The following is an 11,516-nucleotide window of genomic DNA, read 5'->3' as shown; positions in this document are numbered from 1 at the left end:
CCACCGGATCACGAACAAATCATCGCTGGACGCTGGCTGGCGCCCAACCGTTCGGCTACGGCATCACGATGTCGTCCCTGAGTTCCGGATTTGCCGAGATGCACCTGAAAACCCTGTTTCACCTTGCCGTCGCTGCGACCGTCGCGCTCGGTTCGTCCAGCGCATGGGCGCAATCGGCCGCCGAGCCGGCCTACGGGCCGGAATTGCAGGGCTTCGACTATCCCTATCCGGTCGAGCATTATCGCTTCAGCTCGCAGGGGCAGGAGCTCGACATGGCCTATCTCGACGTCAAGCCCGCGACGCCGAACGGCCAGACCGCGGTGTTGCTGCACGGCAAGAATTTCTGTGCCGCGACCTGGGACGGCACCATCAAGGCGCTCAGCGGCGCCGGCTATCGCGTGATCGCGATGGATCAGATCGGGTTCTGCAAGTCCAGCAAGCCGGAACGCTATCAGTTCACCTTCCAGCAGCTCGCCGGCAACAGCCGCGCACTGCTGGCTTCGCTTGGGATCGAACACGCGATCATGGTCGGCCACTCGACCGGCGGCATGCTGGCAATGCGCTACGCGCTGATGTATCCGGAGGCCACCGACCGCCTGGTGCTGGTCGATCCGATCGGGCTGGAGGACTGGAAAGCCAAGGGCGTGCCGTGGCTCAGCCTCGACGGCTGGATGCAGCGCGAGACCCGCGTCACCGCCGACAGCATCCGCGCCTATGAGCGCGCCACTTACTATGCCGACACCTGGGATCCGTCCTACGAGACATGGGTGCTAATGCTCGCCGGCATGTATCGCGGGGAGGGCCGCGCCGCGGTGGCGTCGAGCTCGGCGCGGCTCTACGATATGATCGCGACCCAGCCGGTGTTTTACGAGTTCGAGCAGATCAAGCCGCCGACCCTGCTGTTTGTCGGCGACAAGGACACCACGGCGATCGGCAAGGACACCGCGCCGCCGGAGATCCGGAAGACGCTCGGCAATTATCCGGTACTGGGCAAGGCGGCCGCGAAGCGGATCCCGCATGTGCAGCTGATCGAATTCCCCGACCTCGGCCATTCGCCGCAGATCCAGGCGCCGGCGCGCTTCCACGCGGCGCTGCTCGGGTGGTTGCAGCATCCGGAAACCGGCGCGATGCTGGTCAAATAGCAACGCGAGACGAGCGGGCGACATCATGACGACAGCCGAGATGGTCAGCGTGTTCACGGTGGATGGGCAGGGCGGCAATCCCTGTCCGATCGTGGTCGATGCGGGCGGCATGAGCGCGTCCGAGATGCAGGACGTTGCCCGCCGCCATGGTCACGAGTCCGGCTTCGTGTTGCCGGCGCAGAGCGACGATTTCGACGCCACGTTCCGCTTCTTCGTTCCGAACCATGAAATGGAGATGTGCGGCCACGCCACCATCGGCGCGCTCTGGCTGCTGGCGCGTCAGGGGAGGTTGCGCGGCGACACGATCCGGATCTCGACGCGCAGCGGCCCCGTCACCGGCTTCATCAGCCGGGATCGCAACGGCGAGCCGAGTGTCGAGATCACTCAGCCGGCCGGGAAGACCGTTCCGCTCACCGATGGTCAGCGCGATGATGTGCTCCGCGCGCTCGCGGTCGGGCCGGATGCGATCGGCGGGGCTGCGCCCTGCAATGCGGTCACATCGCGGATCAAGACCCTGATCCCGATGCGCTCGCCGGAGGCGCTGAATGCGCTTGATCCCGCGGTGGAGGACGTCGAAGCGGTCTGCGGCCGGATCGGATCGACCGGGCTTTATCCCTTCGCGGTGGTCGACCGCGAGGCGCGTCTGTTCGAGGCGCGGCAATTCCCGCGCTCGTCCGGTTATCGCGAGGATGCCGCAACCGGCATCGCGGCCGCGGCGCTGGCATTCGGATTGCTCGATAGCGGCCTGGTCGCGCCGAACGACCAGGAGATTCGCATCCTGCAGGGCAGGGCGATGGGGCGTCTGTCGGAGATCCGCGTCCGCATCGGCTTTGCCGGCGGCCGCGCTGTCGGCTGTTTGCTCGGCGGCAATGTCGCACTGATGGCTGCGCCGTCGCACTGAATGAGCTAGCTCGATTCCGCGGCGCGCTTGGCGCGCTCGCGCGCGCTGGCGTGCACCGGCGACGATTTCCGGGCACCGGGGCCCGGATGCACATGGACCGCCTTCGCGCTCAGCGGCTCACCACATTCCGAGCAGACCATGACAGGGTCGAACATCTTCCCGCAGGTCTTGTGTTCGTGCAGCAACGGCCGGCCGCGTGCATCGACCATGTGGACGTTGCCCCAGTGCACGATCGACATGATGATCGGATAGAGGTCGAGGCCCTTCTGCGTCAGGATGTATTCGTAGCGCTTCGGTGCCTCCTGATAGGGAATCTTGCGCAGCACGCCGAAGCGCACCAGCTTCTTCAGCCGGTCGGCGAGCAGATGCCGCGTGATCCCGAGCGATGCCTGGAAGTCATCGAACCGGCGGATGCGCAGGAAGCATTCGCGCAGGATCAACAGGCTCCAGCGGTCGCCGATCACAGCGACCGTGCGGGCCAGCGAGCACGGCTCCTCCTCGAGGGTATCCCATTTCATCGGCGTCTCCTGCGATCTGCGACGGCATCGCACATAAAATTCTAAAACAGAACTGACGTCATTTCAATAGGATGCCTACGCGATGGCTACCGCTCAGCCATTGGATGACAAATATCATATTGACAGTTCTAAAATAGAACTTATGGTCCGGGCCACGATCAACCGGTGGCAGACGATGGCCGCCAATCGAAAGGAAGGGCGTTCCATGGCTGCTCCGCTGAAGGTCGAATTCCATTTCGATTTCGGAAGCCCCAACGCCTATCTCGCCGAACTCGCGCTGCCCGGGATCGAGAAGCGCACCGGCGTCAAGTTCGACTACATTCCGGTGCTGCTCGGCGGCGTCTACAAGGCGACCGGCAACATGTCACCCGGCGAGTCGCTGCGCGGGATCAAGAACAAGCCCGAATACAACGCGCTCGAGACCGAGCGTTTCCTGCGCCGCCACGACGTCACGAAGTTCACCATGAACCCGTTCTTCCCGGTGAACACGCTGGCGCTGATGCGGGGCGCGGTGGCCGCACAGTTCGAAGGTGTGTTCGAGCCCTATTTTCGCGCGGCCTACAACCACATGTGGGTCGAGCCGAAGAAGATGGACGACCTGCAGGTGTTCCGCGAAGCATTCCTGTCCTCGGGTATCGACATCGATCGTCTGATCGCCCGTGCCCAGCAGGATGACGTCAAGAAGAGACTGATCGACAACACCAGCGACGCGGTCGCGCGCGGCTCGTTCGGCTCGCCAACGTTCTATGTCGGCAACGAGATCTTCTTCGGCAAGGACAAGGTGCGCGAGGTCGAGGAAGAGATCGTCGCGCAGCTGGCCGCAGGGCAGCGCAAGACCGCCTGAGCGGAAAATTCCTCGACACACAAGCCCAAAGGGCAGCGACAGGGAGGTTTCAGTGCAGGCGCCGATCCGGATTATCGAAGGAAGTGTGGAAGGCTTGCCGAACCGCATCCACGAGGTGATCGATCATCACGTCGTGGCGACGCCGGATCATCCGGCGCTGATCGACGACAAGGCGCAGCTGACCTATCGCGAGCTCGATCGAACGGTCGGCCGCGTCGCCGAGGCACTGCAGGCGCTGGGCATCCGTGCCGGCGACCGCATGATGATCGTGAGCGAGAATTCGATTCCGCTGGCCTGCCTGCTGCTGGCGGCGAGCCGGCTCGATGTCTGGTCAATCGTGGTCAATCCGCGGCTGTCGCCGCGTGAGCTGGATCAGATCAGGGATCACAGCGGCGCCCGCCGCGTGCTGCTCACCGCCGACGTGTCGCAGGAGGCAGCCGCCCATGCCGCACGCTATGAGGCTGCCGTGCAGGATGTCGGCCCGCTCCGTGGCGTCGCCGTCACCGGCCTGAATCTCGCGACCACTGCCGAGCCGGTCGAGGCCGACGGCGCCAACCAGGTCGCGGTCCTGATCTACACCTCCGGCACCACGGGCACGCCGAAGGGCGTGATGCTGACCCATCGCAATCTGCTGTTCAGCGCCCGCGGCACCGCGGGCTTCCGCAAGATGGCGGCCGACGACGTGCAATATTGCGTGCTGCCGATCTCGCATATCGTCGGCATCTCGCTGCTGACGATGACCCTGATGGTCGGCGCCACCGTGCGGCTGGTCGCCAAATACGATCCAGCCGCGCTGGTCAAGGCGATGGCCGAAGAGGGCATCACGATCCTGAACGGCGTGCCCGCCACCTATCAGCGCCTGCTCGAATACCGGCGCAACGCGGGCCTGCCGAAGCTCGATCGCGGCCGGTTGCGCGTGATCTCGGTGGCCGGTGCGCCGCTTGACCTCGAGCTTAAATCCCGGGTCGAGCAGGAACTCGGGCTGCCGCTGCTCAATGGCTACGGCATCACCGAATGCTCGCCTGGCATCTCCGGTGTTCGGCCCGATAACCCGCGAGCCGACCACGCGGTCGGCACCGTGATGCCGGGTCTGGACGCAAAGTTGATCGGTCGCGACCTCAAGCCGGTTGCACCGGGCGAAGTCGGCGAGCTGCATGTGCGTGGCCCGAACGTGATGCGCGGCTATTACCGCGCGCCCGATCTGACCGCCAAGGCGATCGATCCCGACGGCTGGTTCAACACCGGCGACCTCGCGCGCTTCGAGAATGACGTCCTCTATATCGTCGGGCGCACCAAGGAGATGATCATCCGCTCCGGGTTCAACGTCTATCCGGCCGAGATCGAGGCGGTGCTGAGCACGCACGACGCCGTGGTGCAGTGCGCCGTGGTCGGCCGGCCGGTCGAGGGCAATGAGGAGGTCATTGCCTTTGTGCAGCTGATCAAGGGTTCGACCGCCACCGTGCAGGACCTGATGGCCCATATTGCCCCGCAACTCACCTCGTACAAGCGCCCGTCCGAGATTATCCTGATGGACGCGCTGCCCGCGACATCGACGGGCAAGCTGCTGAAGCACAAGCTGGCGGAGTCGCTGCGCAGCTGAGGCTGAGCCGACGCCGCAAGCCAGTTCACTCAAACACAACCGGAGTACACCATGCAGAAGAGAAACAAGACGGTGGCCGTCATTGGTGCCGGTGATTTCATCGGCGGCGAGATCGCCAAGAAGTTCGCTTCCGAAGGCTTCACCGTCTTCGCCGGCCGCCGCAACGGCGACAAGCTCGCGCCGCTGGTCAAGGAGATCGAGGCCGCTGGCGGCGAGATTCACGCGCGCTCGCTCGACGCGCGCAAGGAGGAGGAAATTACCGCATTCCTCAACGACGCCGACAAGCATGCGCCGCTGGAGGTCTGCATCTTCAACATCGGCGCCAACGTCAATTTTCCGATCCTGGAGACCACCGAACGTGTGTTCCGCAAGGTCTGGGAGATGGCCTGCTACTCCGGCTTCCTGGCCGGACGCGAGGCGGCGCGGCTGATGACGGCGCGCGGCGAGGGCAACATCTTCTTCACCGGCGCGACCGCGTCACTGCGCGGCGGCAGCGGCTACGCTGCCTTTGCCAGCGCCAAGTTCGGCCTGCGCGCCGTGGCGCAGGCGATGGCGCGCGAGCTCGGACCGAAGAACATCCATGTCGCGCATCTGATCATCGATTCCGGCGTCGACACCGAATGGGTGCGGCAGCGTCGCATCGAGGCGCTCGGCCCGAACGCGCTCGACGATCCCGATCTGTTGATGCCGCCCGCTTCGGTCGCCGCGTCCTACTGGCAGCTCTACCAGCAGCCGAAAAGCGCCTGGACCTTCGAGCTGGAAATCCGCCCCTTCGGCGAGAAGTGGTAGGGAGCACGGCAGATGGAGCTCGCGCTATCTCCTGAAGACGCTGCGTTTCGCGACGAAGTCCGCGCCTTCATCAAGGACAATTATCCGGCGGAGATGCGCGTCCCCAATCCGGAGACCGATCTCTCCAAGGAGCAGATGCTGCTGTGGCATCGCATCCTGCACGAGAAGGGCTGGATCGCCCCGCTCTGGCCCAAAGAGTATGGCGGACCGGGCTGGTCGATCACCCGCCGCTTCATCTTCGAGCAGGAGACGACGCGCGCCGGCACCATGCCGCCGCTGGCGTTCAGCGTCACCATGGTAGGCCCCGTCATCTACACCTTCGGCAACGCGGCGCAGAAGGCGAAGTTCTTGCCGCGCATCCTGTCCGGCGAGGATTGGTGGTGCCAGGGCTATTCGGAGCCGGGCTCCGGCTCCGATCTTGCCACCGTCCGCACCAAGGCGGTGCGCGACGGCGACCACTACATCGTCAACGGGCACAAGACCTGGACCACGCTGGCGCAGCATGCCGACTGGATCTTCTGCCTGGTCCGTACCGATCCGGCCGCCAAGCCGCAATCCGGCATCTCGTTCCTGTTGATCGACATGAAGTCGCCGGGTGTGACGGTCCGCCCGATCATCACCATCGACGGCTCGCACGAGGTCAACGACGTCTTCCTGGAGAACGTCCGTGTTCCCGCCGAAAATCTGATCGGCGAGGAAAACAAGGGCTGGACCTACGCCAAATTCCTGCTCGGCAATGAGCGCACCAGCATGGCTGGCATCGGCCGCTCGACGCGCTACATCGCGCGGCTGAAGAAGATCGTGAAGGCCGAGATCCCGGAAGACGATCCGGCGCATCTTGAATTCATCAGGGACATCGCCCGCGTCGAGCTCGATGTGCTGGCGCTGGAGGCGACCGAGCTTCGGGTCGTCGCCCAGATGGCGCGCGGCATCGATCCGGGGCCGGCGGCCTCGCTGTTCAAGATCCGCGGCACCGAGATCTTTCAGAATATCACCGAGCTGACCCATCGGGCGATCGGCAATGACGGCCTTGCGATCCGCGAGCATCCGGTCAGCGCCAACCGCTTCATGCCGGGCCCGGACTACGGCCACACGGCGTCGGAGAAGTATCTCAACTCGCGCAAGCTCTCGATCTACGGCGGATCGAACGAGATCCAGCGCAACATCATCGCCAAGGCGGTGCTTGGTCTCTAGAGCGTGATGCTCAAACGAAGGCCTGGAGCGCATCTCATCGCGCTCTGGTAGTAGCGGCACGAGAGGATCGGATGGATATCCAGTTCACGGAAGAGCAGGAATTGTTGCGGTCCAGCGTGCAGCGGCTGCTGCGCGACCGGTACGACTTCGATGCGCGCCGCAAGATCGTCGCGAGCGAAGACGGCTTCAGCCGCAAGCATTGGGCTGAGTTCGCCGAGCTCGGCCTGCTCGCAGCACCGTTCTCGGAAGCCGCCGGCGGGCTCGGCGGCGGACCGCTGTCGACCATGATCATCATGCAGGAGTTCGGGCGCCATCTCGTGGTCGAGCCGTTTGTCGAGACTGTTGTCGTTGCGGGTGGCCTGCTCGAGCAGGCAGGTTCCGACGCGCAGCAGCAGGCCTACATTGCCGATATCATCGCGGGATCGAAGCTCTGGACGCTGGCCTGGACCGAGAGGGGTTCGCGCTTCGATCTTGCCACCGTCACCACCACGGCGCGCCGGGAGGGCAACAACTATGTCCTCACCGGCGAGAAGACGGCGGTGATGGCCGCACCCTGGGCGGATTATCTGATCGTCTCGGCGCGGACCTCGGGCCATCGCCACGATCGCGGCGGCGTCAGCCTGTTCGTGGTCGATCGCCGCGCCGCCAATCTCGATCTGCAGAGCTTCAGGACGATCGATGGTCGCCGGGCAGCCGAGATCAGCCTGCGCGGCGTACGCGGCGAACTGCTGGGCAGGGAAGGCGAGGGCGTTGCCGCGCTGGAAGCCTGCCGCAGCCGGGCGATCGGCGCGCTCTGTGCCGAGGCGGTCGGCGCGATCGGCGAGCTGAACGACGCGACACTCGACTATTCCAAGACGCGCAAGCAGTTCGGCGTCACGATCGGCAGCTTCCAGGTGCTGCAGCACCGGATGGTCGACATGTTCATCGCGCATCAGGAGGCGCTGTCCCTGATGCAGCATCTCAGCCTCAGCCTCGGCGACGATGAGGCCGGCATCTCCCGGCTCGCCTCGGGCGCCAAGTCCAAGATCGGTTATGCCGGCAAGTTCGTGGCTGATCAGGCGGTGCAGCTGCACGGCGGCATGGGCATGACCGACGAGCTCAATGTCGGCCATTACTTCAAGCGGATTTCCTCCATCAACATCCAGTTCGGCGATCCCGCCTACCACGTGCTGCGCTTCGCGCAGCTCGACGCGGTCGCATAAGCCAGAGAGGCAAGCATGTCACAGGATGCAGTCATCGTTTCCACCGCGCGCACCGGCGTCGGCAAGGCCTATCGCGGCGCGCTCAACAATACCGACGGTCCGACCCTGGCCGGCCACGTCATGGCCGAAGCCGTCAAGCGCGCCGGCATTGCGCCCGGCGAGGTCGAGGACGTGGTGATGGGCTGTGCCATGCAGCAGGGCACCATGGTGATGAATGTCGCGCGCAAAGGCGCGATCCGCGCCGGGCTTCCGGTCACGGTCGCCGGCACCACAATTGACCGGCAATGCGCCTCCGGCCTGCAGGCGATCGCGGTCGCCGCGCGTTCGGTGATGCTCGACGGCGTCGAGATCGCGATCGGCGGCGGCATCGAGTCGATCAGCCTGGTGCAGAACGAGCACATGAACCGGTTCCACGCCGTCGACGACGAGCTGATGGCGATGAAGCCCGAGATGTACATGTCGATGCTGGAGACGGCCGAAGTCGTCGCCAAGCGCTACGGGATCGGCCGCGACAAGCAGGACGAGTACAGCCTCGAGTGCCAGCGCCGCGTCGGCGCCGCATTGCAGGGCGGCCGCTTCAACGACGAGATCGTGCCGTTCACGACCAAGATGGCCGTGGTCAACAAGGACACCAAGGAAGTCAGCTTCCAGCAGGTGACGCTAACGAAGGATGAGGGCCCGCGGCCGGATACCACGGCGGATGGCCTCGCCAAGATCAAGCCGGTGTTCGAGGGCAAGACCATCAGCGCCGGCAATGCCAGCCAGCTCTCCGACGGCGCCTCGGCCTGCGTGATCATGAGCGACAAGATCGCCGCGCAGAAGGGGCTGAAGCCGCTCGGCATCTTCCGCGGCTTCGTGGCGGCCGGCGTCGAGCCGGACGAAATGGGCGTCGGCCCGGTCGCGGCGATCCCGCGGCTATTGAAGCGGCACAATTTGAAGATCGACGACATCGATCTCTGGGAGCTCAACGAGGCCTACGCGGTGCAGGTGATCTATTGCCGCGACAAGCTCGGCATCGATCCGGACAAGCTAAACGTCAATGGCGGCTCGATCGCGATCGGCCATCCCTATGGCATGACCGGCGCGCGGCTTGCCGGCCACCTGCTGATCGAGGGTCGGCGGCGCAAGGCGAAATACGGCGTGGTGACCATGTGCATCGGCGGCGGCATGGGCGCGGCGGGCCTGTTCGAAATCGTCCACTGATCGGAAACGCGGGAGAAACTTGTGAAGACAGCAATCACTGAACTGTTCGGTATCGAGCATCCGATCATCCAGGGCGGCATGCATTATGTCGGCTTCGCCGAGATGGCGGCCGCGGTGTCCAACGCCGGCGGCCTCGGCATCATCACCGGCCTGACTCAGCGGACGCCGGAGCTGCTGGCCAAGGAGATCGCGCGCTGCCGCGACATGACGGACAAGCCGATCGGCGTGAACCTCACCTTCCTGCCGAGCTTCACCGCGCCGCCCTATCCCGAATACATCGCTGCTATCCGCGAGGGCGGCGTCAAGGCGGTGGAGACCGCGGGCCGCAGCCCGGAGCAGTACATGCCGGCCCTGAAGGCGGCCGGCATCAAGGTGATCCACAAATGCACTTCGGTGCGGCATTCGCTGAAGGCCGAGAAGATCGGCTGCGATGCGGTCAGCGTCGACGGTTTCGAGTGCGGCGGCCATCCCGGCGAGGATGACATCCCCAACATGATCCTGCTGCCGCGCGCGGCGGACGAGCTCAAGATTCCGTTCGTCGCCTCCGGCGGCATGGCGGATGCGCGCAGCCTCGTCGCGGCGCTGTCGATGGGCGCTGCCGGCATGAACATGGGTACGCGCTTCATCGCGACCAAGGAAGCGCCGGTCCATGCCAATGTGAAGCAGGCGCTGCTCGACGCCGACGAGCTCGACACCCGCCTGGTGATGCGGGCGCTGCGCAACACCGAGCGGGTGCTGAAGAACAAGGGCGTCGACGAGCTGCTCGAGATCGAGCGCGAGAAGGGCGGCAAGCTGAAGATCGAGGACATCCACGAGCAGGTCGCCGGCGTCTACCCGAAGGTGATGATCGACGGCGAGATGGATGCCGGCGCCTGGAGCTGCGGCATGGTGGTCGGTTTGATCCACGACATCCCGACGGTCAAGGAGCTGATCGACCGCATCATGAGCGAGGCCGAAGCGATCATCCGGCAGCGGCTGACCGGCTTCCTCGACGGCAAGTTCGAAACCACAGCGGCCCGCGCGGTCGCCTGACGGGAGCGTGCCATGACCGAGCATGTCAAATTGGAAGTCGCGGCCGGCGTCATGACGCTGACCTTGCAACGGCCCGAGAAGAAGAACGCCCTGACCGGCGCCATGTATGATGCGATGTCGAATGCGCTGAAGCAGGCCGAGGCGGATCCATCCGTCCGCGTGATTCTGTTCCAGGGTGACGGCGACAGCTTTACCGCGGGCAACGACCTGGCCGACTTTGCGAGCCAAGCGCGCGGCGAAAGTGCGGTCGATAGCCCCGCGCATCGCTTCATCGAGACCATCAGCAAGGTCGGCAAGCCGCTGGTCGCCGCCGTGCAGGGCAATGCGGTCGGCGTCGGCACCACCATGCTGCTGCACTGCGACCTGGTCTATCTCGCCGAGAGCGCGCGGCTGATCACGCCGTTCGTCAATCTCGCTCTGGTGCCGGAGGCGGCGTCGAGCTGGCTGCTTCCCTTAAGGATCGGGCACGCGCGTGCCTATGCGATGTTCGCGCTCGGCGAGCCGATGGACGCGGCGGGCGCGCTGGCATCCGGCCTCGCCAATGCCGTCGTGCCGCAGGCCGATCTGCGCAAGAAGGCGCATGACGCGGCGGTCGCGCTGACCAAGCGGCCGGCCGGTTCGCTCAGCATGACCAAGCAGCTGATGCGCGAGCAGCAGCGGATCGCGGCGCAGATCGCCGAGGAGGGCGTGTTGTTCAAGCAGCGGCTGACGACACCGGAAGCGCGCGAGGCCTTTGCCGCCTTCGCCGAACGGCGCCAGCCTGATTTCACCAAGCTGTCGGCCTGATCGGCAGCGGAACTCACGGACACAGCGAGGGAGCGAAAGCATGCGCGTCATCGGCAGCCATCAGTACCCGACCATGGAATCCGTGATCTACGGTAAGCCGGCGGCCGAAGCGCTGCGCGAGGAGGCCGAGCGGCTGGGCGCCAAGCGCGTCTATCTGATCGCCAGCCGGACGCTGAACACCACGACCGACGAGATCGAGAAGATCCGCAAAGGACTCGGCAATCGCCATGCTGCGACCTTCGACGGCGTGCCGCAGCACACGACGCGGGATGTGGTGACCCAGATCGCCCGGGCAGGCTAGCGAA

At 65.1% G+C, this 11,516-nt stretch carries 12 protein-coding genes; 11 read left to right on the top strand and 1 reads right to left on the bottom strand.

From position 1 onward, the window contains the following. The first annotated feature begins 98 nt into the window (after positions 1 to 98). A complete protein-coding gene (locus ACVIGA_RS12805; RefSeq protein ID WP_456666669.1) occupies positions 99 to 1,142 on the top strand; it encodes an alpha/beta fold hydrolase in 1,044 nt (347 codons plus the stop codon). A gap of 25 nt (positions 1,143 to 1,167) precedes the next feature. Then, on the top strand, positions 1,168 to 2,043 hold the full coding sequence (locus ACVIGA_RS12800; RefSeq protein WP_456666668.1) for a PhzF family phenazine biosynthesis protein: 876 nt from the start codon (positions 1,168 to 1,170) through the stop codon (positions 2,041 to 2,043). A gap of 5 nt (positions 2,044 to 2,048) precedes the next feature. Here the strand turns inward: ACVIGA_RS12800 and ACVIGA_RS12795 are convergent, their stop codons facing one another. Further along, positions 2,049 to 2,561: a winged helix-turn-helix transcriptional regulator gene (locus ACVIGA_RS12795; RefSeq protein ID WP_298366994.1), complete on the bottom strand. Its 513-nt coding sequence runs from the start codon at positions 2,559 to 2,561 to the stop codon at positions 2,049 to 2,051. Between the two features lie 205 nt (positions 2,562 to 2,766). On the opposite strand from ACVIGA_RS12795, the gene ACVIGA_RS12790 reads away from it, so the two are divergent. From ACVIGA_RS12790 to ACVIGA_RS12750, 9 genes are all read left to right on the top strand, one after another. After that, positions 2,767 to 3,405, top strand: coding sequence for a DsbA family protein (locus ACVIGA_RS12790; protein WP_456666667.1), 639 nt, complete (start codon positions 2,767 to 2,769; stop codon positions 3,403 to 3,405). A gap of 52 nt (positions 3,406 to 3,457) precedes the next feature. Continuing rightward, the gene (locus tag ACVIGA_RS12785; protein WP_456666666.1) at positions 3,458 to 5,005 is read left to right on the top strand and encodes a class I adenylate-forming enzyme family protein; all 1,548 of its coding nucleotides are present in this window, start codon (positions 3,458 to 3,460) and stop codon (positions 5,003 to 5,005) included. Positions 5,006 to 5,056: 51 nt separating this feature from the next. Beyond that, positions 5,057 to 5,794 carry an SDR family oxidoreductase gene (locus tag ACVIGA_RS12780; protein WP_229184527.1) on the top strand — a complete coding sequence of 246 codons (738 nt, stop codon included), beginning with the start codon at positions 5,057 to 5,059 and terminating at the stop codon, positions 5,792 to 5,794. Positions 5,795 to 5,806: 12 nt separating this feature from the next. Continuing rightward, positions 5,807 to 6,988 (top strand): acyl-CoA dehydrogenase family protein, encoded by a 1,182-nt coding sequence (locus ACVIGA_RS12775; RefSeq protein ID WP_212313059.1) that lies wholly within the window; start codon positions 5,807 to 5,809, stop codon positions 6,986 to 6,988. 71 nt (positions 6,989 to 7,059) lie between these two features. After that, the gene (locus ACVIGA_RS12770) at positions 7,060 to 8,190 is read left to right on the top strand and encodes an acyl-CoA dehydrogenase family protein (RefSeq protein ID WP_456666665.1); all 1,131 of its coding nucleotides are present in this window, start codon (positions 7,060 to 7,062) and stop codon (positions 8,188 to 8,190) included. Between the two features lie 15 nt (positions 8,191 to 8,205). Next, entirely contained in the window at positions 8,206 to 9,393 is a 1,188-nt protein-coding gene (locus tag ACVIGA_RS12765) for an acetyl-CoA C-acyltransferase (protein WP_456666664.1), read from the top strand. A 21-nt stretch (positions 9,394 to 9,414) separates the two neighbouring features. Beyond that, positions 9,415 to 10,425 (top strand): NAD(P)H-dependent flavin oxidoreductase, encoded by a 1,011-nt coding sequence (locus tag ACVIGA_RS12760; RefSeq protein ID WP_456666663.1) that lies wholly within the window; start codon positions 9,415 to 9,417, stop codon positions 10,423 to 10,425. A gap of 12 nt (positions 10,426 to 10,437) precedes the next feature. Continuing rightward, positions 10,438 to 11,211 carry an enoyl-CoA hydratase-related protein gene (locus ACVIGA_RS12755; protein WP_456666662.1) on the top strand — a complete coding sequence of 258 codons (774 nt, stop codon included), beginning with the start codon at positions 10,438 to 10,440 and terminating at the stop codon, positions 11,209 to 11,211. 40 nt (positions 11,212 to 11,251) lie between these two features. Then, on the top strand, positions 11,252 to 11,512 hold the full coding sequence (locus ACVIGA_RS12750) for a hypothetical protein (protein ID WP_456666661.1): 261 nt from the start codon (positions 11,252 to 11,254) through the stop codon (positions 11,510 to 11,512). Positions 11,513 to 11,516: the final 4 nt, after the last annotated feature.

This window comes from Bradyrhizobium sp. USDA 3240 (assembly GCF_054063295.1).
This window is presented reverse-complemented; position numbering and strand designations above follow the sequence as displayed.

What these genes read in the sequence shown, in the direction of transcription:
- ACVIGA_RS12805 (WP_456666669.1), top strand. Translation starts at nt 99, where the DNA reads ATGCACCTGAAAACCCTGTTTCACCTTGCCGTCGCTGCGACCGTCGCG.
- ACVIGA_RS12800 (WP_456666668.1), top strand. Translation starts at nt 1,168, where the DNA reads ATGACGACAGCCGAGATGGTCAGCGTGTTCACGGTGGATGGGCAGGGC.
- ACVIGA_RS12795 (WP_298366994.1), bottom strand. Translation starts at nt 2,561, where the DNA reads ATGAAATGGGATACCCTCGAGGAGGAGCCGTGCTCGCTGGCCCGCACG.
- ACVIGA_RS12790 (WP_456666667.1), top strand. Translation starts at nt 2,767, where the DNA reads ATGGCTGCTCCGCTGAAGGTCGAATTCCATTTCGATTTCGGAAGCCCC.
- ACVIGA_RS12780 (WP_229184527.1), top strand. Translation starts at nt 5,057, where the DNA reads ATGCAGAAGAGAAACAAGACGGTGGCCGTCATTGGTGCCGGTGATTTC.
- ACVIGA_RS12775 (WP_212313059.1), top strand. Translation starts at nt 5,807, where the DNA reads ATGGAGCTCGCGCTATCTCCTGAAGACGCTGCGTTTCGCGACGAAGTC.
- ACVIGA_RS12770 (WP_456666665.1), top strand. Translation starts at nt 7,060, where the DNA reads ATGGATATCCAGTTCACGGAAGAGCAGGAATTGTTGCGGTCCAGCGTG.
- ACVIGA_RS12765 (WP_456666664.1), top strand. Translation starts at nt 8,206, where the DNA reads ATGTCACAGGATGCAGTCATCGTTTCCACCGCGCGCACCGGCGTCGGC.
- ACVIGA_RS12755 (WP_456666662.1), top strand. Translation starts at nt 10,438, where the DNA reads ATGACCGAGCATGTCAAATTGGAAGTCGCGGCCGGCGTCATGACGCTG.
- ACVIGA_RS12750 (WP_456666661.1), top strand. Translation starts at nt 11,252, where the DNA reads ATGCGCGTCATCGGCAGCCATCAGTACCCGACCATGGAATCCGTGATC.